A 20,461-nucleotide genomic window follows, 5' to 3' on the forward strand; every position below is an offset into this window, starting at 1 on the left:
CTCCCGGCGGCCTGCACCGCCAGGGGCACCACCGTCGCCAGGGAACGGCGTCAGAGGCGTCGGCGGCGTCAGCCTCCCGGCAGGATCATGCATGTGGTGGTGCCGTGTGCCACGAGCTTCCCGTCCTGGTCGTGCACTTTGCCCTCGGCGGTCGCGGTACGCCGGCCGGGGTGGATGACCGCCCCGGTGGCGGTGAGGGTGCGGCCGTCGGTGGACACGGACCGCACGTAGTTCACCTTGAGCTCGAGCGTGGTGTATCCGGTACCCGCCGGCAACGTGGTGTGCACGGCGCACCCCATCGCGGAATCGAGCATGGTCGCAGCGATTCCGCCGTGCACTGTGCCGAGCGGATTTGCGAAGTCGGGCCGCGTATCCAACGAGAACGCCACGCTGCCGAAGTCGACCGCATCGAAGCGCATGCCGAGCAAGCGGCCGATGGTGGGAATGTCGTCGGAGGCGTGGTCTTTCGCCCACTGCATCAGCTCCAGGCCGGTCAGGGATCCGAAGTCGGGTGCTGTCATCGTGCGGTGCTCCTTCGCGGTGTGCGGTCGTCGGTGTCGGTAATGCCGGATCTGCCGGCGGGGTCATCGGTGCCGTCGGTGCTCGCGTCGCCGTCCGGCGGTGCCGGCTCCGCGGATTCCACGGGATCGTCGGGGGACGGTCGCTCCATCCAACCGAGCAGGACCGACCCGCCTTCGGGGCGCCGCCACGGCAGGAGCACGGCGACGACGATCGCGCACAACACCGCCAGGCCCACGGTGGCGTAGGAGGCGATCTGGAATCCGTCCAGTGCGGCCGCCTTCATGGTGAGGATCAGCTGGTCTTTGGTGTCGGAGAATAGCGAGGGCACGTCGTGCTGCCGGATCTCCAGGACGGTGAGCACAGACTGCCGGGCGTACTCCTTCTGCTGCGGGTCCATCATGGTGTCCGGGATCCGGTCCACCAGCGGTGTCACCGTGGCGGTGTAGGTGGACGCGACGATGGACCCGAGCACGGCGACGCCCAGCGCGCCGCCGATCTCGCGGGTGGTGTCGTTGACGGCGGATCCGGCGCCGGCTTCCTCGGCGGTCACCGACCCCATCACTGACTCGGTGGCCGGGCCCTGGACGACGGCCAGCCCCAGTCCCATGAGGATCATCGAGATGAGCACGATGCCGGCGTAGGGCGAGTCGACGGTGACCTGCCCGGCGAGGCCCATGCCCGTGGCGAGGAGCACGAACCCGCCGATGAGCACGGCGGTGGTGCCGATGCGCAGGGCCAGCATGGTCGCGGCGGGTGCGGCGATGAGCACGGCCGCCGCGAACGGCAGCGAGCGGATGCCGAACTCCAGCGGCGAGTACTCCTGGATGCCCTGGAAGTACTGGGTGATCAGGAACAGGAACCCGAACATGGAGAAGTAGGCGACGGTGATCGACAGCGCGGGAAGGGAGAAGCGCCGGTTCCGGAACAGCGTGACGTCGAAGACCGGGTTCTCGGCCCGGATCTCGCGCCACACGAACGCCGCGAGCAGCGCCACCGCGCCGGCGAAGGCGCACAGGGTGACCGGGGACAACCACCCGTTGCGGGGGCCCTCGATGATCGACCACACCAGGGTGACGATGCCCGCGAGCGACAGGACGAGTCCGAGCACGTCGAGCCGCCCGTGCGCCGTGGTCCGCGACTCGGGGAGCACCAGTGCTGCTGCGATGAGGACGGCCAGGGCGATGGGCACGTTCATCCAGAACACCGAGTGCCACGAGAAATGCTCGAGCAGCCAGCCTCCCGCGGTGGGGCCGATGGCCACTGCGAACCCGGCCATCGCCGTCCATACGGCGATGGCCGCGCCGCGGGCCTTCGGCGTGGTGAAGGTGTTGGTGAGCAAAGCCAGAGTTGCTGGGAACACGGCCGCTGCGAACACGCCCATCGCGGCGCGCGCGGCGATGACCATGCCGACGTCGGTGGCCAGCGCGCCGCCGATCGACATCACCGCCACGCCGGCCAGGCCGATCATCATCAGCCGCCGGCGCCCGTAGCGGTCTCCGAGGTGCCCGAAGGCGAGGAGGAATCCGGCGAAGGTCAGCGTGTAGGCGTCGACGATCCACTGGAGACCGGCGAAGTCGGCGCCGAGGCTCACTCCCATCGACGGCAGGGCGACATTGACGACGGTGTTGTCTAGCAGCACCAGCAACTCGGCGAGGCAGACGACGACGAGGATCGCGCCGCGGCGCAGGGCGGTCATCGTCTCGCGCGGTGCATCACCGGGCGGCGGCGCGGTCAAGGGCGCGGTGAGGATGCTCATATCTGTCTCCTCACGCTTCCGGGCAGGCGGCGCTTGTGATCGCCATCAGGCGCAGCACTGCGCAGGCGTTCTCATGAGAGAGCTTCCAGATGCCGTCCTCGGCGACGAAAGTGGCGTCGCCCTGGCTCTGCTGCCCGTCGAAGGTGGCGGTGAACGGCACGCTCACCGTCGCGTCGCCGGTGGCGGTGACGGGTTCGGACAGCGTCATCGTCGCGTTTGGGGAAGCTGCGAGCTTCTGTGCCAGCACGTCGAATGCCGCGGGGTCATCCTCGCCGCCCTCGACGAGTACCGCCTTCTGCTCGGCGGGCACTGCCGGATCGATGATGGTTGCGAACTGCGCCTGCAGCTCGGCCGCCGTCGGAGCCGGAAGAGCATTCCCTGCATCGTCGATCGTCGTGCCCCCGGCGGTCGTCGTCGGCGTCGCGGCCGGTTCGCTCGCGCCGCAGGCGCTCAGCGTGAAGGCGCATGCCGCGGAAACGGCGATGACTGCGATGGGTCGGCGGGGCTTTGTGAGCATGACCGGTCTCCTCGGGGTTCGGCGTCGGCGCGCCGGCTGGAAGCGACGCGGTAGAACGGACGGTATACGTAACCAGTAGTATCAGTCAACAGTGCGTGCGGAGATGCGGACGCGATGCGTGATCCATCCACTGGTGGCGCGCCCGGAGTCAGCCGCTACGTCGTTTCAACCACCGCACGATCTCCCCGGCGGGATCGGCCCGGAACAGCGCGGTGCCTCGCTCGATCTGCGCGGAGCGCCGCGGCCCGGGCGGGCGCAGCGCATCGACCGCCCGGACCAGTGACGCCGCGTCGTCGGCGGCCGTGACCAGACCGTGTTCGACGAGTGCGCGCGCCACCGGCACGCCGTGGCCGGCGATGGGGCGGTACTCGACGACGGGGACGCCCGCGGCGAGCGCCTCCATGCACATCGACCCGCCCGCGTTGTCGACGAGGACGGCCGCGCCGGCGAGCAGCGCGGGCATGTCGTCGCGCCAGCCCAGCGCCGTCGCGCCCGGGACGGCGGCGACCCGCCGGTGCAGCCGCGCGTTGCGCCCGCACAGTGCGACCGGCCGGACCCCGGGGGCGGCGGCCAGTGCGGTGACGGTGTCGAAGACGTCGCCGATCCCCCACGACCCGGTGGAGACGAGCACGGTGTCGTCATCCCCGGCCGCGAGGGCGGTCCGGCGCGCGTCCGGGTCGCGAAGGAACCGCGGGTCGACGAGGGGACCGGGGCCGATCGCGTCCGCCCCCGTCGCCGTGCGCACGCGCCGGGCGATGGATTCCGAGATGCAGCAGTACAAGTCCGCGCCCCCGCCGAGCCACATCGCGTGCGCCACCATCTCGGTGACCACGACGATCGATGGCGCACCTGTGACGCCGCGGCGGCGGAGCTCGCCCACCGACTGGCCGGCCAGGTGGAAGGTCGAGACGACGGCGGTGGGCGCGAAGCCGCGCACGACGGGTGCCAGCGCGCGGGCCCCCAGCCGCGCGAGGGGGCGCGAACGGGCCGGGCGCTGCGGCCCCGTCGACTCCGATCCCGTCCGCAGCGAGTCGCTCGCCATGAACACCCGGTAGATCGCCGAGTACAGCCACGGCGCGTGCGCGAGCATGCCGCCGTAGAACCCGCGGAGCGCGGAACCCAGGCGCAGCGGAAGCAGGGCGAGCAGATCGACGACGCGGACCTCGGCGCCGCGCTCGGCGAATCGGCGGGCCAACTCGCGGGCGCACTGGTCGTGCCCGGCGCCCATGCCCGCCGAGACCAGCAGAATCCGCTGCCCCTGCATGCCTTCGAGCCTAGGCTTCCGGCATGGGGCGCATGGCCGGAGCGCGGGTCACCGGGCGGGTGATCGGTGCCGTGGCGGCCGCGCACATCCTGCCCGCGGGCACGTGGCTGCCCCCGGTACGAAGGTCGTTCGCGCCGTCGCTGTGCGGGCCCGGCGCCGCCGACCACGTGGCGCTGACTTTCGACGACGGCCCCGATGCGGCGTCCACCCCGTACTTCCTCGACGCGCTCGAGAGCCTGGGCGTGCGCGCCACGTTCTTCTGCGTCGGCGAGCAGGTGCGCAGCCATCCGCGGGTGGCGCGCGAGGCGGCGGGGCGCGGGCACGAGATCGCCTGCCACGGGTGGCGCCACCGAAACCAGCTTTTGCGGCCCGGCCCCGTCGGCGCGGAACTACGGGCGGCCCGCGACCTCATCGCGGACGTGACGGGGCACCCGCCGCGCTGGTACCGGCCGCCCTACGGGGTGCTCACCGGGCAGGGGGTGCTGGCCGCTCGGCGCGCCCGCCTGAACCCGGTGCTGTGGTCGGCGTGGGGGAAGGACTGGACGTTGGGGGTCACCGCCGGCGACGTGCTGCGCGTGGTGGGGCCCGGGCTGCGCGGCGGCGCCACGATCCTCCTGCACGACACCGACGCCTACGCGCAGCCAGGCTCGTGGCGGGCGACGCTGGCGGCGCTGCCCCGCATCGTCGGCGCCTGCCAGGAGAAGGGGCTGCGCGTCGGGGCGCTCGGTGAACACGCGCCCAGGGCCTGATGCTCGGGCGCCCTGCTATCCGATGCCCGGTGGTCAACCGCGCCCGCCCGCCGCCGCGGTGGCGAACGACCGGCCCAGCACCGCGACCCCGGCCGCAATGAGCGCCACCGCCGGCACGGCGAGCGCAGGGTACCAGCCGCCGCGCACCTGCTCGCCGAACACGACCACGCCCCAGATCATCGACACCACCGGTTCGGTGCCCGTCAGGCCCGGCTGGGCGGCGATGAGCGGGCCGGAGCCGAAGGTGACCTGCAGCAGGAAGAACGCGAGCGCGCCCGCCGCCAGCAGCCCGTAGACGTGCCACGTAGTGAACGCCCCGGCCATGCCCCCGTCGACCAGGTCGGTGGTGAACGCCTTGGTGAGCACGGTCGTCACGCCGAAGCCGGTGCCGGCGGCCAGGCTCAGCAGTGCGGGCCGGGCCAGGGAACCGACGGGGGCGCGGGCGCCGAGCACCGTGAACGCGGCGATGAATCCCGTGGACGCGCCGAGCCCGATCAGCCACGTGCGCCCCGGCACGTCTGCCGCGTCGCCGCCGGCCGGGGCCAGGAGGAACAGCAGTGCGGCCAGACCGACGGTGATCGCGGCGACGGCCCGCCACTCGCCGGCGCGGGTGCGGCGGCCGAAGAACACCCGCGCGATGACCAGGGTGAAGGGCAGGTCCAGCATCAGCAGGGGTTCGACGACGACGATCGGCCCGCTGGCCAGGGCCGCCGCCATGAGTACGAAGCTGCCGATCATCGCCGCGAGCCCCGCGAACCACATCGGCTCGCGCAGGATGCGGGCGATGAGCCGCGGATGGAACAGCTCGTCGGCCGGGCGCTTGCGGTTGGCGGCGCGCTGCAGCACCGATGCGGCGGCGTTGACCGCGGCGGTGAGTATCGCGAGCGCGTAGACGAGCACTGGGCGGGTCCCGCGCGGTCAGTCCCGCTCGAGTTCCGGCCGGCGTCGTCCGGCCGCGCCGCGCCGGTCGCCGGGCCGGTCGCCGGGCCGGTCTCCGGGCCGGTTCCCGTGCGGGTCCGCGGACGGGTGGACGGGCCGCACCACGGGCGAGTGCTCGTCGTCCGGCGCGAGTTCGTCGTCGGCGAACTGCTCGTGGTCCGGCAGAAGGTCGTCGTCCCGGAAGAGGTCGTCGCCGAGGCCGAAGGCGCCGTGCGGGTTGGGTGCGGAGTGCAGGCGACGCGTCGCGAAACGGTCGTCCGAGACCGCGGCGGCGATCCCCTCCGGCTCGACCGCCGCCGAGAACGCCATGGTGAGCGCGATGATTCCGGCGGCCATGATCGCCGCCGAGATTCCAGTGCCGATGTAGAACAGGCCGCCGCGTACCTGTTCCCCGAAAACGATCGTCCCCCACAGGATCGACACGATCGGCTCGGCGCCGGTGAGCCCGGGCTGCGCGGCGATCAGCGGGCCGGACCCCAGTGCCGCCTGCAGCAGGAAGAACGCCAGCGCGCCGCACACGATGACGCCGTAGGTCTGCCACGTGGTGACCAACCCCGACCAGCCGCCGAGGTCGAGTGCAGCCGTCATCGCCTTGATCAGGGCCGCGTTGGTGCCGAACCCGATCCCGGCGGCCACGCCCAGCAACGCCGGCCGGGCCATCGAACCGACGGGCGCGCGGGCGGCCAGCACCACGAGAACGGCGATGCACGCGGCCGCGGCGCCGAGGCCCCAAGCCCAGGTGGACAAGGTGATCGGCTCCCCGGGCCCGGCCTCGGGGGCGAGGAAGAACAACACCCCGACCAGCCCCACGGTGATGGCGGCCGCAGCACCCCACTCGGCGGGCCGGGTATGCCGCCCGAACGTGATATCCGCGATCACCAGGGTCAGCGGCAGGGTGAGCACCACCAACGGTTCGACGATGGAGATCGGGCCGCTGCCCAGGGCGCCGGCGAGCAGGAAGAAGCTGACGATCAGCGCGGCGATGCCGGCGAACCACAACGGCTCACGCAGCACCCGGATGATCAGGCGCGGATGGAACAGCTCGTCGGCGGGCCGCTTGCGGTTGGCCGCGCGTTGCAGAACCGAGGCCGTCGCGTTGGCGACGGCCGTGAGCAGCGCGAGCACGTAGACGAGCAACGTTCCTCCTCCCCGTGCTGGGCCGGGTCGACGCGTGGGTGCCGACACGGTCGATTATTGCGCGCCGCGGGCGAGGGCGCCGGTTCGAGGCGGGGATCAGAGGTGGCCCATTCCGGCCGAACCGGTTCGGATCGTGCCCCGCCGCGATAGATTCAACCAATGGGGAGCAGGGTGTGGGGAAGGAGTGCGCGACTCGCTGCGAGAGCACGGCGTGTCGGCTGGGCGTGGACCACCGGCGTTTGTGCTGGAGCACTCGGGGTGACGGCGTCGGCTTTCGGTGCTGGCGCGCCCGCCACGGCAGCGCCGTTGCCGGTGCCGGACGGCTTCTATGCGGGCGTCGCGGCGGAACTGGCGAATCCCGGCGGCTCGCTGCCCGGCTCCAACGACTACGCATGCGAGCCGACGCGCGACCACCCGCGGCCGGTGGTGCTGCTCCATGACCTCGGTGCGACGCGGCAGTCCAACTGGGCGACGCTCGTGCCGGCCCTCGCCAACGAGGGCCACTGCGTCTACGCGTTGACCTACGGCGTGGTCCCGGGCAAGGGGTTCGAATCCAACGGGCAGCCGCTGGGCGGCACTGCGCCGATCGAAGTGAGTGCCGGTGAGCTGGCGGACTTCGTCGACCGCGTGCTCGCTGCGCCCGGCACGCAGCGCGCGGCGGCGGCCGGCATCGGCGACGGCACGGTGGACCTGATCGGGCACGCCGAGGGTGCTCTCGTCGCCGGCTACTACGCGAAGGTCCTGGGCGGGGCGGACAACGTGCACGAGATCGTCTCCCTGGCGCCGACATGGAAGGGGGCGGGCGGCGACGTGGCGGCGCGGTACGTGGATCGGATGCCGGCGCAATGGCGCGCAGCCCTATACGACCAGATTCCGTATTTTCTGCAGGTCATGAGCGGCAGCGACGTCGTCGAGGCGTTGAACGCCGGCGGGGCCCCGTACGCGCCGGGGGTGGAATACACCAACATTGCGACCCGCTACAACTGGGGCATCGACTATACGAGCGGGCTGGTGCCGGGGCCGCAGGTCACGAACATCGTGGTGCAAGACGGTTGCCCGACGGACTACTCGGAGCACGACGGCATCGGCGCATCGCCGCGTACAGTGGCCATCGTGCTCAATGCGCTCGACCCGGCGCATCCGCGACCCGTCCCATGCGGCGTGATCTTGCCGTTCGTCGGCACGATGGTCGGCCCGTGACTTTCAGGCAGCGATACCCCCGGGTGACGACCCCTACTTCCCCCTGAGCGATCTCATACTTTCGGCCGAGCAGAATCAGGCTGTAGACCGATGTGCGCGGGCGTCTGCGCGCGGCAGAGTGGTCACCATGATCACCGTTGAGAACCTCACGAAGACGTACGGGGCATTCACCGCCGTCGACGACGTCTCGTTCACCTGCAAGCCGGGCATGGTCACCGGCTTCCTGGGGCCGAACGGCGCCGGAAAATCCACTACGATGCGCATCATCGCCGGGCTCACACCGGCCGGCAGCGGTTCGGCCACGGTGTCGGGCGTCGAGTTCGGGCGTGTGCCCAACCCGGGGACGCAGGTGGGCGTGCTGCTGGACGCCTCGGCACAGCATGCCGGGCGCACCGGGCGCGAGATCCTCACCCTCAGCGCCATGACGATGGGGCTGCCCATGTCGCGGGTCGACGAGATGCTGCACCTGGTGAGCCTCACTCCTGAGGAGTCCAAGCGCCGCGTGCGCAACTACTCGCTGGGCATGCGCCAGCGCCTCGGCATCGCCAACGCGCTGCTGGGCGACCCGCAGATCCTCATCCTCGACGAGCCGGCCAACGGCCTCGACCCGGCAGGCATCCACTGGATGCGCACCCTGTTGCGCGGCTACGCGGACCGGGGCGGCACGGTGCTGCTCTCGTCGCACCTGCTGCACGAGATCGAGGTCATCGCCGACGAGATCATCGTCATCGGCCAGGGGAAGATCATCGCGCAGGGCACCAAGGAGCAGTTGCTGCAGGCGTCGGGCGCGCTGGTCAAGGCCGGCGACGACACCGCTTTGTCGGTGGCGCTCAGCGCCGCGGGCATCACGTCCGCGCCGCGCTCCGGCGGAGGCCTCACCACCGAGGCGGCGCCCGAGCAGGTGGGCAAGGTGGCCGCCGCGGCGGGCATCCCGCTGATCGAGCTGCGCCCCGCAGAGTCCGCCGGGCTGGAGGAGATGTTCCTGCAGCTCACCACCGAATCGCAGCGTGAGGGCAGCGCGTCCGCCGCGGCGTCCGCGCAGAAAGTAGGAGCACAGGCATGAGCACCACCGCAGACACCGTGGGCGCCGCCGCCGCGCCCGCCATCACCATCGACCGCAGCGCGCCGGCCGTCCCGATGAGCCGCCTGATCAAGGTCGAGACGCGCAAGATGTTCGACACCCGCTCGGGCTTCTGGCTGATGATCAGCATCGGGGTGCTCGCGCTGGTGGCGACCATCGCGGTGATCGCCTTCATCGACGGCGGCGACCTCAACTACGGCGCGTTCGCCACCGCGATCGGCGTGCCCATGGCCGTCCTGCTGCCGGTCATGGCCATCCTCTCGGTCACCAGCGAGTGGAGCCAGCGCACGGGGCTGACCACCTTCACGCTGGTTCCGCATCGCGGCCGCATCATCGGCGCGAAGGCCATCACCTCGGTGATCGTCGGCGCGGCGTCGATGCTGGTGGCGCTCGCCATCGGTGCGCTCGGCAACGTGATCGGGTCGCTGATCCGGGGCGCGGACATGACCTGGAACGTCACCGTCGCCGACGTGGCGCGCATCGTGTTCATCAACGTGCTGGGGCTGATGATCGGCTTCATGCTGGGTGTGCTCATCCGTAACTCGCCGGCCGCCATCGTCGGGTACTTCGTGTACTCGTTCGTGGTGCCGACGGTCTTCGGCGCGCTCGCCGGCGCGCAGGACTGGTTCGCGGACCTGCAGCCGTGGGTGGACTTCAACTACTCGCTCAACCGGATGTACGAGAATGCGCCCGCCGAGTCCTGGGCCACCCTGGCGGTCTCCGGGGTGATCTGGCTGGTGATCCCGCTGGCCATCGGGGTGCGCGCCATCATGCGCTCCGAGGTGAAGTAGCAGCGACGCAGTAGGCGCGCGGCCCGAGCCGCCCCTTCGGAACGGCCCCGCCGACCATGCAGCCCGTGGTCTGCGGGGCCGTTCTCCGTCGAACGCCTTGCCTCGTTGGTTCACTAGCGCTATGGTTCATTACATGAGTAATGAACCGATGGTCCGATCAGCTTGGCGCACCCGCGCGTCGGGGCCGCCGGGCCGCGGTGGGAGCACGGGAGCGCGGCCATGTTGACGTCGGACAAGCCGATCTTCCAGCAGATCGCCGAGCAGATCGAGAACGCGATCATCGACGGATCGCTCGAGGAGGACGCGCAGGTGCCCTCCAGCAACGAGCTCGCCCTGTTCCACCGCATCAACCCGGCCACAGCCGCGAAGGGGCTGGGCACGCTCGTCGCCGACGGCACCGTGTACAAGCGCCGCGGTATCGGCATGTTCGTCAGCCCCGGCGCGCGCGAGAAGCTCCGGTTCCGCCGTCGCGAGGACTTCGTCGCCCGCTACCTCGCGCCGGCGGTCGAGGAGGCCCGCAAGCTCGGCATCCTCCCGGCCGACATCGCCCGGCTCGTCACGCAGCTCGACAAGGGCGACACCGCGCGCGACGCCGTCGCCGCCGCCCAATCCGCAACCACCGAGGAGCAGTCATGACCACAGCGATCAGCGTGGCAGGCCTGGGCAAGACCTACCGCGACGTCACCGCTCTGGACGACGTCTCATTCGCCGTCCAGCAGAACACGATCTGCGGCGTGCTCGGACGCAACGGCGCGGGCAAGACCACCGCGATGCAGATCATCACCGGCCACGCGATGCCGTCCTCCGGCACGGTCGACGTGTTCGGGTGCACGCCGTTCGAGGACCGCGACGCGATGTCGTCGATGTGCTTCGTCAAGGAAAGCCAGCGCTACCCCGACGAGTTCAAGGTCAAGCACGTGCTGGCGTCAGCCGCTGACCTGCTGCCGTACTGGGACCAGGGCTTCGCCGACGCCCTGTTGGGCAGGTTCGACCTGCCCACGGGCCGCCGGGTGAAGAAGCTCTCACGCGGCATGCACTCGATGCTCGGCATCATCATCGGGCTGGCGTCGCGGGCGCCGGTGACGCTGTTCGACGAGCCGTACCTGGGCCTCGACGTGGTTGCACGCCAGATGTTCTACGACGAGCTGCTGGCCGACTACACCGTCCACCCGCGCACCGTCGTGTTGTCGACGCATCTGGTCGACGAGGTCGCCGACCTGCTCGAGCAGGTGGTGCTCATCGACGGCGGCCGGGTGCTCATCGACGACTGCGCCGAGAACCTCCGGCGCAGCGCGGTGGTGGCGACGGGCGGGACCGCCCACATCGACGACCTCGCCGCGGGGCGTACGGAACTGCGGCGCGAAACCCTGGGCACGCAGGCGCGCGTCACTCTGCAGGGCGACTTCACCGAGGACGACCTGGCCCGGGCGCGAGAGCGGGGAGTCGACATCGCGCCGGCGTCGCTGCAGCAGTTGATGATCGGGGCCACCGGGACGGAAGGACGGCAGGCGTCATGAACTCGGGGATCGAGAGCATCGGAACCAGGACAGCGGGAACCAGGCCGGACGGCGGGACGGACACCCACGGGACGGGGCGGAAGACGATGAACGCACAGGAAGCGACGATAGGCCGTCGGGACGTGGCGACGGGCGTGCGCAACGTCGCACTCACGCGGGCGTTGGCGGTGACGCGCATGAACAGCAGGCAATGGATGCTGTTCGTCATGCCGTGGGCCATCGTCCTCGTGGTGTTGTGGGCGCATGCCGCGATCCTCGCCATCATCCGCTCGCAGGGCGTGGAGATTCCGGACGAAGGGTTCAACGGGGTCGGGTCGACTCTGTTCTTCTTCTCGCTCGCCATGTTCGCGTCCATCACCACGCAGCACTTCCCGTTCGCGATGGGCCTGGGTGTGACGCGGCGAGACTTCTACCTCGGCACCGCACTGACGTCGCTGTGCACCGGCGTGGTCAACGGCGTGCTGGTGCTGATATTCGCGCAGATCGAGCGGGCCACCGACGGCTACAGCGTGCACCTCGAAGTGCTCTCGGTGGTGTACCGGGTCACCGACAGCGCCGCGCTCGTGTTCTTCTCGATGGTGCTCTTGACGATGGCGTTCGCCGCGCTGGGCGTGTTCGCCGGGGTGATCTACCTCAAGTGGCGGGCCAACGGCATGTTCACCGCGGCGCTGATCCTCGCTTTTGCGGCGGCCGTGGCGGCGCTGCTGATCACGTGGCAGCGCGGCTGGCCTGCCGTCGGGCGCTTCTTCGTCGACACGCCGATAGCGGTGCTCCTGCTGGCTGTCCCCGCCGTGCTCGGCGCGGTGCTGTTCGGCGTGGGCTACCGGATGATGCGCACCGTCGAGGCGTGAGGGGTCTTCGCAGAGCCGACCAGTGAGCGCGTGCCTAAGGTTCCGGGCGGAGAACCGTAGGCACGCGCTCACTGGTCGTGCGGTGGGGCGCTACGCGCTGAGGATCACCGAGGATCCGTGCCCGAACAGCCCCTGGTTGGCGGTGATGCCCACGCGGGCCCCCGCCACCTGGCGGCCCTCGGCCTGCCCGCGCAGCTGCCAGGTCAGCTCGCAAACCTGCGCCAGCGCCTGGGCCGGGACCGCCTCGCCGAAGCAGGCCAGCCCACCGGACGGGTTCACCGGCAACTTGCCGCCGATGGACGTGTCGCCGGCGCGCACCAGCTTCTCGGCGGTGCCGCGCTCGACGAGGCCCAGGTCCTCGATCCAGTCCAGTTCCAGCGCCGTCGACAGGTCGTACACCTCGGCCACGTCCACGTCGGACGGACTGATCCCGGCCTCCTCGTAGGCGGCGCGGGCCAGCGACTCCTTGTGCGTGTACTGCGGGGCCGGCGCGGCGGCGGTGGACTCCGAGGAGAAGTACGGCATGTCCAGTTGTGTCTGGGGGAACGTCGGCGTGACCGTGGAGATGGCGTTGATGCGCGGCCCGGTGAGCCCGTGACGCTGTGCGTACTCCACCGACGTGAGCACCACGGCGGCGCCGCCGTCGGAGGTGGCGCAGATGTCCATCAGGTGCAGCGGGTCGGCGACCACCGGCGAAGCCATGACGTCGGCGACGGAGAACTCCTTGCGGTACCGCGCGTAAGGGTTGGCCAGGCCGTGCTTGGCGTTCTTGACCTTGACCGCGGCGAAGTCCTCCGTCGTGGCCCCGTACAGGTCGATGCGGCGGCGGGCGCCCAGCGCGAAGTAGGCCGGGTTGGTCATGCCCATCAGCCGGAAGCGCAGCCAGTCCGGGTCGTCCCAGCGCTCGCCCGCGTTGGGCTTGAGGAAGCCCTTGGGAGTGGTGTCCGCGCCGACGACCAGCGCCACCTCGCTCAGCCCTGCCAGGATGCGGGTGCGGGCGGTGTCCAGCGCCTGGGCGCCGGTGGCGCAGGCCGCGTACGAGGTGGCCACGCGCGCGCCGTTCCAGCCCAGGGCCTGCGCGAATGTGGATCCGGCGACGTATCCGCCGTAGCCGTTGCGGACGGTCTCGCCGCCGACGATGAAGTCGACGTCGCCCCAGGCGATGCCGGAATCCTTGAGCGCGTCCCGCGCGGCGGCCACGCCGTATTCGACGAACGGGCGGCCCCACTTGCCCCACGCGTGCATGCCGACGCCCGCGATGGCGACATCGTGCTTGCTCATGCCTGCTGCTCCTTCGCTGCCGATGCGGACCCGACCGGCTTCCACCGCCAGATGGTCTTGACGCCCTCGTCGTCGGTGTAGAGGGGCTCGACGACGAGCTCGACCTCGGCACCCACCGTCAGGTCGTCCACGCCGTAGCCGTCGGCCACCTGGCCCATCACGACGAGGCCCTCCGACAGCTCCACCGCGGCCAGTGCGAACGGCACGTACGGGTCGGTCGCAGGGATGAACGGCTCCGGGGGCTGGTACTGCGCGTCGGTGTAGGACCACACGGTGCCGCGGCGCGAGAGCTCGACATCGTCGAAGTCCTCTCCCGAGCACGCGGGGTTCTTGCAGAACGTGGTCTCACGCGGGAAAGCGATGTTGCCGCACGCGGTGCACTTGGTGCCCACCAGCGCGGGCTCGGGGCCGGTGGTGAACCAGCCCGCGACAGCCGGAATGGCGGTCTCGGTCATTGACAACCTCACTAATCGGGGGTGCGTCGGGCTCGGACGCGGTGGGCCGCGGGGCCGCGGTGGCCAGGGCACTGTGTTTCAGGTTCTCACGGGTGCGCGGGAACGGTCACGCCCCTATCCCGATCTGCGGCAGGCGGGCGGGGGGTCACCGGTCGTGCCGGCCGGCGGCGTGGTGCCCGGCCCGCCGCCCGAAGAACGACCCCTCGCCCAGTTGGGTGCCGCTGGCGTACCCCTTGCCGTCCTGGGCGATGTTCGAGGCGCAGGCGCCCGCGGCGTACAGGCCGTCGACGACGCTGCCGTCGCGGCGGAGCACCTGCGCGTCGACGGAGGTGCGCAGCCCACCCATCGTGAATCCCGCGTACAGGGCCTTGCCCAGGGTCATGTCGAACGCGGCCCACGGCCCGCGGTCCTGCGGCGCCAGCCACTCGGGCGACTTGTGGAAGTCGGGGTCCTCGCCGCGCGCGGCGTACGTGTTGTAGCGGTCCAGGGTGGCAGTCAGGGCGTCCGCGGGGACGCCCAGCGCGTCCGCCATCTCCGGCACCGTCTCCCAGCCGTCGATGAACGGGCACAGCGGGAATTCGGGGCGCTGCATGTGCGCCTCGTCGACGATGAGATACGCCTTCTGCCCCGGCTGGTCCATGACGAAGCCGGAGGTGCGCGAGTGGTACGAGTCCTCGGCGACGAAGCGCCGGCCCTCGGCGTTGACGATCAGTCCCGTGAGCAGGATCGACGGCGGGTAGACGGGCGCGGTGATGAAGGCCTGGTCCATGTGCTCGGTGGCGGCGCCCACCGATTCGCCCAGCTTGATGCCCAGGCCGTCGTCGTAGGTGCTGCCCAGGGTGAACGGCTTCTTGGCCAGCTGTGGGACGTGCTCGGCCACCATCTGCTTGTTCATGACGAACCCGCCGGCGGCGATCACCACGGACTTCGCCTTGATCGCGCCGGTGTCGCCGAAGCGTTTCCACGCGGCGCCGACGACCCGCCCGCCGTCGGTGATCAGCGCGCTGGCGCCGGTCTCGTAGCGGATCTGCACCCCGAGTTCCTCGGCACGGCGCAGCAGCACGTCGACGGCCATCTTTGCGCCGCCGGTGTCGCCCGGTTGGGGCACCTTGTGGCCGCGCGGCGCCGGGACGGCCTCGTCCTTGAACGGCCACACCTTCTCGTTGCCGGTGAACATCAGGCCCTCGGTGCCGGGCTGGATCACGGCCTTCTCGGGATAGTAGCTGCGCTCGAACTTCAGGCCCAGCGACTCGATCCAGTCGAAGTGGGCGACGGAGCCGTCGCAGTAGGCGCGGATCTTGGCCTCGTCGGGCTCGCGTGAGACGGCGGTGAGGTATTTGGCCATCTCCTCGGGCGAGTCGTCGTGGCCGGTCTCGCGCTGCACCGCGGTGCCACCGCCCAGGTAGAAGTGGCCGCCGGCCATGGCGGTGGTGCCGCCGGCCTCGGCCGCGCGCTCGAGCACCAGCACCGTTGCGCCCTGCTCGGCGGCGCCCACCGCGGCGGAGCCGCCGGCGATGCCGAAGCCGATCACCAGAACGTCGACCTCGTCGGAGTACTCGGTGACGGACTGCGCCGGGACCGGCGCGGTGCTGGGGTTGCTCATGGGGCTCCTTCGTCGCGTCGCAGGCCGGGCCCGCTGCGGCGGCCCGATCACCTCGGCGGTGAAACGTGTTCTACGCAGAGCGATCCTAGACGCCGGACAGGTGTCCGGACAACGCCCGTCCTCGTCCACGGCCGGCCCGGATGCTCAAATGGCGAGCCCCCACGGCGTCTCCAGCCCGGTGATCACCGGCTTCGCCTGCGCCGTGCCGTCGATGCCGATCGCCAGCACGCAGCGGCCGTCGACCGTCGAGGTGTACAGCGTGCCGTCGTGCAGCGCGATGCCGGTGGGGTACGGCAGGCGATCGACGAGGGTCTCGGGCCGCGGCGATTCCGTACCCAGGTCGATGCGTTCGATGGTGCCGTCGAGACCCCGCGCGCCGCCGGCCTGGGTGACGTAGAGGGCGCCGTCGCCCGCGGCGATGTGCCCTGGCTGGGTCAAGCCGCCGGGGCGGACGACGGTGCGGATGGCAGGCGCCGCCCCGGGGCCGGTCAGTCCGCTGGTGTCGAGGGCGGCTACGGACCCGGCGTCCCAGTCGACCAGGTACAGCGTCCCGTCGTGCAATGCGACGCCATTGGGGCTGGTGAGGCGCTCTGCGAGGTTGATCCGGAAGGGCTCCGACGTGTGGGGGAACACATGCAGCATGCCGTAGAACGTCGCCACGTAGACGGCGTGGTCGTCGGCGGCGACCCCGACGGGGCAGCGGAGTCCGGTCGCGACGGCCTCCGTCGAGCCCCCGGAGCGCGGCATCTTCTGGAGGGTGCCGTCGCCCAGGGGCGAACTCCAGGTCGTGAAGTAGAGGTCGTCGCCGACCGCAGCCGCCGACAACGGCTGCCCGGACGCGGGCGTGCGCGCGGTGTGCAGGGTTCCGTCGGTGATGCGGGCGGTGATGATCCCGGCGCCGGTGAAGTCGGCGACGTGGATCTCGGGATGTCCGGTGCGCGCTGCGGAGGGGAGGGTCGCCGGTGTCGTGACAGGGGAAAGTGGGCTCATGGTGTGCTCCGGGGCGGTCGTAAGTCGATGCGGATACGACGTTAGACCGCACGAGCATAAAAAGTATCCGCCAAATGACGTATCTTTTTTCGCCGCGTTATAACAAATGAATAACGCAACGTGGTGAAATGCGTCATGGTGCATTCGCAGGCCGGCATCCCCACGCGGATCGTCGAAATCGGCCGCCGGTGGGACACCCCGGGCACCGACGGGAAGATGCTCTGCGGGACGGTCCAGCCCGGCAAACGCCCGATGTGGCTGACCGACAGGACCGCCCAGCCGGTCAGCGACTTCATGGGCTTCGGCATCGACAAGGACTGGTTCGAGTCGACGCCCCGGTGCCGGTCCACGCGTACGGCCCGCGAGACCGCGCACCGCTCCGGGTGCACCCCCGAGTTTGTCCCCAACGTGTACGACCTCGAGCACATGAGGCAGGAGGCCGCGGGCATCGTCAATCCTTCGGCGCTGAACGGCGAGGTCATCTGCGGTGACAACGCAGGTGAGAAGTCGCTCGACAAGACCTGGCGGGCGCAGGCCGCGGCCACCGGGTTGCTGACGGTCACGCCCCTGCACCGGGTCACCGCGGTCGCGCCGGCCGCCGGCGGCGGATACAGCGTGAAGATGGGGCAGATCGACGAGCAGGGCGGCGTCGTGCTGGGCAAGGCGACTGACAACTACCGCCGCGTGCCGGAGTACCCGGGCCTGTACGTCGTGGACGGCGCGCTCGCGCCCGGCAACGTCGGCGTCTACCCGTTCGTCACGATCACCGCGCTCGCCGAGCGCAACATGGAGCGCATCATCGCGACCGACATCCGGTGACGCAGCGCCCGCGCGCGCCCAGGGTGCCGGTGTGCGGGCGGGCCGGATCACTCCTCCAAGGGCGCCTCCGGCTCGCCCTCGGTCAGGGGCACGTGTGCGCCCCGCGGCGTCGACACGCAGGCGGCCACGGCGTCGGCGATGTCGGAGGCACGCCAGGAGATGCGGGTGCCGGGGAGGCCCCAGCGTCGCCAGTTTTCGAGCAGCGGGCCGACGTCCTCGGGCGACGTCCACGCCCATGCCGGTGAGCGTCTGCCCAGGCCTCAGCACCGTGGTGCACCCGGCCCGCCCGCAAGTCTCGCCGCCCGCGTAGCGGATCTTCTGCGCGAGCCGCTCGCAGCCGGCCTCGTCGAGGTTGGATCCGCTCGCGCCGTCGCGCAGCTCGGTGAGTATCACCGTGGCTTCGAGCCGGGCAAAGTGCACTCCCCGGCGGTAATGCGTGCCCACACCGAAGCTGAGCAGGCCGGCACTGCTGTCGCGCTCGTGGGTGATCTCGGTGATCCGCGCTCGCATCGGCGCGATGCGGCGGGGGTTGAACCGGCGCGACACCAACGGGCGCATGCGCAGGTGCTTCAGGTCGTCCATCGCGCGGAACGACCGCGGAACGACATGGTGCGGTGCGCGTGCGGGCCGTAGGCGGCAGGGTCGAGGGTGACGCCGTTCGCGCTCGAGAAGCACTCTTTGTCCAGGAATACCGCGCGCACATCGGCATGGCGCGACACCGCCCAGAAGCCCAGATCGGGTGAGTGGTGAACGGGCTCGTGCCCACGCAGCCACCGGTAGACCGGATACGGGTCCTCGTGCAGGACATAGCTGTACGGGTCCAGCCGGTACGGGGCCGGGGCGGCCGCCGTACCCCGGCGTGCCGGGCGGATCGCGGCGGGGCGGATCCTCGGTCGTCTTGTCCGTGGCGGGCGGCTACGCGGGTTGGGGCATCTGGGGCATCGGCTACTCCAATATGAGGCGGGCGTAGGTCTCGAGGCGGTCGGCGATGCGGGCGTACGACTGGTGGCCCATGCCCGCGCGCAGCAGCGCGCCGTCCCACATGACCTCGAGCGCCTCGAGCACCTCGGGCGGGGTTCCGGGGCCGAGTGCATGCGACAGACGCTCGTGGATGCGGGTGCCGATGCGCACGCGCAGGTGGGCGACCTCCGGATCGTCGTCGAGCAGGGCGGCGGTGACGCCGGAGGCAAGCTCGGGCTCGTCGGCCACGAGCAGTGCCACCGCGCGCATCACCTCGGTGACGCGCTGGACGGGGGTGCCCTCGTGGCCCTCGGGCTGCGGCAGCGCGGCGAGCCGGCGCCAGAACACCTCGGCCAGCAGGTGGCTCTTGGACGAGAAGTACGTGTAGGCGGTGGCGGGCGCGACCCCGGCCTGTGCCGCCACCAGCCGCACCGTCAGTGCGGCGTGCCCGCGCTCGCGCAGCACCGCAACGGCGGCGTCGGCGAGGCGGGCCACCGTCTCGGCCTGGTGGGCGGTGAGGCGGCGACGGGTGGACTCGAACCGGTCATCAGCGGACATGTGTCCGGACGCTACGGCACCCGGAGCGGTGCGGCCGGGTCCGGAGTGGCCCGGTGTGGAGTGGGCCGGTGTGGAGTGGGCCGGTGTGGACGGGTGCCGACGGGGAGGCGACGGACGGAGCGCGCCGCTGACCCTGCTCGATTGCTGCACCTCCTCCCGTCCGGCGGCCGCCCGGTGCGTCCGCTGCCGCTCACCGTAGAGACGAACGCATGCCGTGTCGACACCGGGCCAGACGGGTGTCTGGCTATTAAATCCTCCGGCGGAACCTTCTGCAGCCGGACGCGCGGAACACTAGAGTCCAGACGCCTGTCCGAACGAGTCCGAGCGGGGCCGCCCGCTCCCGGAAGCCGGTGAGACATGCTGCTGCGTCCCGACGTCAGCACCGACCTCTTGATCGACGGCAAGCTCGTGCCCGCAGCATCGGGCGCCACCTTCGCCACCTACAACCCCGCCACCGAAGAGCCGCGCGGCCGACGGCGGCGGCACATCGAGGAGCTGCGCGAGGCGGCGGGCGTCGCCGCGGCGATCACCCCGTGGAACTTCCCGCACCGGATCACCCTCGCGAAGATCGGCCCGGCCCTGGCCGCGGGGTGCACCATCACCACCCGGATGCTGGTGCCGCGTCACCGGCTCGACGAGGCCACCGCCGCCGCGGCCACGGCGCTGACCGACTTGAAACCGGGCGACCCGGCTGCCCCTGGCACGGTGTGCAGGCCGCTGATCTCCGAGCTCCAGCGCGAGCGGGTCGAGTCGTATCTGGCTCTCGCGGTGGAAGAAGGCGGCACCGTGGTGTGCGGCGGGCGGCGGCCGCCGGGGTGTGAGCGCGGGTACTTCCTCGAACCCACCCTCATCGCGGGGCTCGGCAACACGGCCCGTGCAGCGCGCGAGGAGATCTTCGGCCCTGTGCTGGTGATCGTCCCGCATGACGGCGACAAGGACGCCGTCCGCATCGCCAACGACTCTCCCCCCCCAGGCTCTCCGGCGCGGTGTGGCGCGACGAACCGGCCCGCGTCGACCGCGTGGCGCGTGGAATCCGCACCGGCACGCTGGGCGTCAACGGGGGGCTCTGGTTCTCGCCCGACGTGCCGTTCGGCGGCTACAAGCAGTCGGGGATCGGCCGCGAAACATGTGTGGCGGGCTTCGAGGCGTATCTGGAGACGAAGGCGGTGGCGTATGCCGAGCGGTGACGGCGCGGCGGCGGGAACCGGCGCGGGCGAGCAGGACACGGATCTTCCGAACGACGTGGCGGCGCCGCGCATCGGGTACATCGGTCTGGTCTCGATGGGCGGGCCCATGGCCCGGGGCTGGTGGTGCACGCGGGTGCCGCCGACGAGGAACGGGAGGGACGCGCATGAGCGGGACGGAAGGGAACCGGGGTGCGTCGGGGTCGGGTCAGGACGATGCGTGGCCGGACGATGCGTGGCCGGACGATGCGTGGCCGGACGATGCGCGGCCGCGCGGTGCCCGGGCG

General features: G+C 71.1%; 19 protein-coding genes and 1 pseudogene. 9 read left to right on the forward strand and 11 right to left on the reverse strand.

Features of this window, described 5'->3' with window-relative positions; genetic code table 11:
- Positions 1 to 68 precede the first annotated feature (68 nt).
- The 4 genes from JJ683_RS06295 to JJ683_RS06310 form a co-directional block, all read right to left on the reverse strand.
- Positions 69 to 521: a PaaI family thioesterase gene (locus JJ683_RS06295; protein WP_200172289.1), complete on the reverse strand. Its 453-nt coding sequence runs from the start codon at positions 519 to 521 to the stop codon at positions 69 to 71.
- Positions 518 to 2,218: an MFS transporter gene (locus tag JJ683_RS06300; RefSeq protein WP_200172390.1), complete on the reverse strand. Its 1,701-nt coding sequence runs from the start codon at positions 2,216 to 2,218 to the stop codon at positions 518 to 520. Before JJ683_RS06300 ends, JJ683_RS06295 begins: the two co-directional genes overlap by 4 nt.
- 70 nt (positions 2,219 to 2,288) lie before the next feature.
- Positions 2,289 to 2,795, reverse strand: a complete 507-nt coding sequence (locus JJ683_RS06305; protein ID WP_200172291.1) for a WKL family lipoprotein — start codon at positions 2,793 to 2,795, stop codon at positions 2,289 to 2,291.
- A 148-nt stretch (positions 2,796 to 2,943) separates the two neighbouring features.
- Positions 2,944 to 4,059 carry an MGDG synthase family glycosyltransferase gene (locus JJ683_RS06310; protein ID WP_200172293.1) on the reverse strand — a complete coding sequence of 372 codons (1,116 nt, stop codon included), beginning with the start codon at positions 4,057 to 4,059 and terminating at the stop codon, positions 2,944 to 2,946.
- Positions 4,060 to 4,082: 23 nt separating this feature from the next.
- On the opposite strand from JJ683_RS06310, the gene JJ683_RS06315 reads away from it, so the two are divergent.
- Positions 4,083 to 4,808 (forward strand): polysaccharide deacetylase family protein, encoded by a 726-nt coding sequence (locus tag JJ683_RS06315; RefSeq protein ID WP_200172295.1) that lies wholly within the window; start codon positions 4,083 to 4,085, stop codon positions 4,806 to 4,808.
- A 33-nt stretch (positions 4,809 to 4,841) separates the two neighbouring features.
- Here the strand turns inward: JJ683_RS06315 and JJ683_RS06320 are convergent, their stop codons facing one another.
- Both JJ683_RS06320 and JJ683_RS06325 read right to left on the reverse strand, forming a co-directional pair.
- Positions 4,842 to 5,708, reverse strand: coding sequence for a DMT family transporter (locus JJ683_RS06320; RefSeq protein WP_200172297.1), 867 nt, complete (start codon positions 5,706 to 5,708; stop codon positions 4,842 to 4,844).
- Between the two features lie 18 nt (positions 5,709 to 5,726).
- Positions 5,727 to 6,884 (reverse strand): DMT family transporter, encoded by a 1,158-nt coding sequence (locus tag JJ683_RS06325; protein WP_200172299.1) that lies wholly within the window; start codon positions 6,882 to 6,884, stop codon positions 5,727 to 5,729.
- A 258-nt stretch (positions 6,885 to 7,142) separates the two neighbouring features.
- Here JJ683_RS06325 and JJ683_RS06330 point away from each other — a divergent pair, with 258 nt between their 5' ends.
- The 6 genes from JJ683_RS06330 (at position 7,143) to JJ683_RS06355 (ending at position 12,324) form a co-directional block, all read left to right on the forward strand.
- A complete protein-coding gene (locus JJ683_RS06330) occupies positions 7,143 to 8,084 on the forward strand; it encodes an esterase/lipase family protein (RefSeq protein WP_307810728.1) in 942 nt (313 codons plus the stop codon).
- A gap of 127 nt (positions 8,085 to 8,211) precedes the next feature.
- Positions 8,212 to 9,147 (forward strand): ABC transporter ATP-binding protein, encoded by a 936-nt coding sequence (locus tag JJ683_RS06335; RefSeq protein ID WP_200172301.1) that lies wholly within the window; start codon positions 8,212 to 8,214, stop codon positions 9,145 to 9,147.
- Positions 9,144 to 9,956: an ABC transporter permease gene (locus JJ683_RS06340; protein WP_200172303.1), complete on the forward strand. Its 813-nt coding sequence runs from the start codon at positions 9,144 to 9,146 to the stop codon at positions 9,954 to 9,956. Before JJ683_RS06335 ends, JJ683_RS06340 begins: the two co-directional genes overlap by 4 nt.
- Before the next feature lie 219 nt (positions 9,957 to 10,175).
- Entirely contained in the window at positions 10,176 to 10,592 is a 417-nt protein-coding gene (locus tag JJ683_RS06345) for a GntR family transcriptional regulator (protein ID WP_200172305.1), read from the forward strand.
- The gene (locus JJ683_RS06350; protein ID WP_200172307.1) at positions 10,589 to 11,473 is read left to right on the forward strand and encodes an ABC transporter ATP-binding protein; all 885 of its coding nucleotides are present in this window, start codon (positions 10,589 to 10,591) and stop codon (positions 11,471 to 11,473) included. The genes JJ683_RS06345 and JJ683_RS06350 overlap by 4 nt, the downstream gene beginning before the upstream one ends.
- Before the next feature lie 86 nt (positions 11,474 to 11,559).
- Complete coding sequence (locus JJ683_RS06355) at positions 11,560 to 12,324, forward strand: hypothetical protein (protein ID WP_200172309.1); 765 nt, start codon at positions 11,560 to 11,562, stop codon at positions 12,322 to 12,324.
- Positions 12,325 to 12,414: 90 nt separating this feature from the next.
- On the opposite strand, the gene JJ683_RS06360 is transcribed toward JJ683_RS06355, so the two are convergent.
- From JJ683_RS06360 to JJ683_RS06375, 4 genes are all read right to left on the reverse strand, one after another.
- Complete coding sequence (locus tag JJ683_RS06360; protein ID WP_200172311.1) at positions 12,415 to 13,605, reverse strand: lipid-transfer protein; 1,191 nt, start codon at positions 13,603 to 13,605, stop codon at positions 12,415 to 12,417.
- Positions 13,602 to 14,060, reverse strand: a complete 459-nt coding sequence (locus JJ683_RS06365) for a Zn-ribbon domain-containing OB-fold protein (protein WP_182346283.1) — start codon at positions 14,058 to 14,060, stop codon at positions 13,602 to 13,604. The genes JJ683_RS06360 and JJ683_RS06365 overlap by 4 nt, the downstream gene beginning before the upstream one ends.
- A gap of 145 nt (positions 14,061 to 14,205) precedes the next feature.
- Positions 14,206 to 15,663: an FAD-binding protein gene (locus JJ683_RS06370; RefSeq protein WP_200172313.1), complete on the reverse strand. Its 1,458-nt coding sequence runs from the start codon at positions 15,661 to 15,663 to the stop codon at positions 14,206 to 14,208.
- Between the two features lie 144 nt (positions 15,664 to 15,807).
- Positions 15,808 to 16,653 (reverse strand): NHL repeat-containing protein, encoded by an 846-nt coding sequence (locus JJ683_RS06375; protein WP_200172315.1) that lies wholly within the window; start codon positions 16,651 to 16,653, stop codon positions 15,808 to 15,810.
- Positions 16,654 to 16,788: 135 nt separating this feature from the next.
- On the opposite strand from JJ683_RS06375, the gene JJ683_RS06380 reads away from it, so the two are divergent.
- Positions 16,789 to 17,472, forward strand: a complete 684-nt coding sequence (locus JJ683_RS06380) for a GMC oxidoreductase (protein WP_200172317.1) — start codon at positions 16,789 to 16,791, stop codon at positions 17,470 to 17,472.
- A 945-nt stretch (positions 17,473 to 18,417) separates the two neighbouring features.
- Here the strand turns inward: JJ683_RS06380 and JJ683_RS06385 are convergent.
- On the reverse strand, positions 18,418 to 18,990 hold the full coding sequence (locus tag JJ683_RS06385) for a TetR/AcrR family transcriptional regulator (protein WP_200172319.1): 573 nt from the start codon (positions 18,988 to 18,990) through the stop codon (positions 18,418 to 18,420).
- A 498-nt stretch (positions 18,991 to 19,488) separates the two neighbouring features.
- Between JJ683_RS06385 and JJ683_RS06390 the strand changes: the two are divergent.
- Positions 19,489 to 20,177: pseudogene (locus JJ683_RS06390) on the forward strand (aldehyde dehydrogenase family protein); the annotation flags it as partial.
- Between the last annotated feature and the right edge of the window lie 284 nt (positions 20,178 to 20,461).

Origin of the sequence: Tomitella cavernea, assembly GCF_016599145.1 — a bacterium.
In the GTDB taxonomy this organism is placed as follows: domain Bacteria; phylum Actinomycetota; class Actinomycetes; order Mycobacteriales; family Mycobacteriaceae; genus Tomitella; species Tomitella cavernae.

Coding starts and splice junctions, on each gene's coding strand:
- JJ683_RS06295 (WP_200172289.1), bottom strand. CDS start 521: ATGACAGCACCCGACTTCGGATCCCTGACCGGCCTGGAGCTGATGCAG.
- JJ683_RS06300 (WP_200172390.1), bottom strand. CDS start 2,218: ATGACCGCCCTGCGCCGCGGCGCGATCCTCGTCGTCGTCTGCCTCGCC.
- JJ683_RS06305 (WP_200172291.1), bottom strand. CDS start 2,795: ATGCTCACAAAGCCCCGCCGACCCATCGCAGTCATCGCCGTTTCCGCG.
- JJ683_RS06310 (WP_200172293.1), bottom strand. CDS start 4,059: ATGCAGGGGCAGCGGATTCTGCTGGTCTCGGCGGGCATGGGCGCCGGG.
- JJ683_RS06315 (WP_200172295.1), top strand. CDS start 4,083: ATGGGGCGCATGGCCGGAGCGCGGGTCACCGGGCGGGTGATCGGTGCC.
- JJ683_RS06335 (WP_200172301.1), top strand. CDS start 8,212: ATGATCACCGTTGAGAACCTCACGAAGACGTACGGGGCATTCACCGCC.
- JJ683_RS06340 (WP_200172303.1), top strand. CDS start 9,144: ATGAGCACCACCGCAGACACCGTGGGCGCCGCCGCCGCGCCCGCCATC.
- JJ683_RS06345 (WP_200172305.1), top strand. CDS start 10,176: ATGTTGACGTCGGACAAGCCGATCTTCCAGCAGATCGCCGAGCAGATC.
- JJ683_RS06350 (WP_200172307.1), top strand. CDS start 10,589: ATGACCACAGCGATCAGCGTGGCAGGCCTGGGCAAGACCTACCGCGAC.
- JJ683_RS06355 (WP_200172309.1), top strand. CDS start 11,560: ATGAACGCACAGGAAGCGACGATAGGCCGTCGGGACGTGGCGACGGGC.
- JJ683_RS06360 (WP_200172311.1), bottom strand. CDS start 13,605: ATGAGCAAGCACGATGTCGCCATCGCGGGCGTCGGCATGCACGCGTGG.
- JJ683_RS06365 (WP_182346283.1), bottom strand. CDS start 14,060: ATGACCGAGACCGCCATTCCGGCTGTCGCGGGCTGGTTCACCACCGGC.
- JJ683_RS06370 (WP_200172313.1), bottom strand. CDS start 15,663: ATGAGCAACCCCAGCACCGCGCCGGTCCCGGCGCAGTCCGTCACCGAG.
- JJ683_RS06375 (WP_200172315.1), bottom strand. CDS start 16,653: ATGAGCCCACTTTCCCCTGTCACGACACCGGCGACCCTCCCCTCCGCA.
- JJ683_RS06380 (WP_200172317.1), top strand. CDS start 16,789: ATGGTGCATTCGCAGGCCGGCATCCCCACGCGGATCGTCGAAATCGGC.
- JJ683_RS06385 (WP_200172319.1), bottom strand. CDS start 18,990: ATGTCCGCTGATGACCGGTTCGAGTCCACCCGTCGCCGCCTCACCGCC.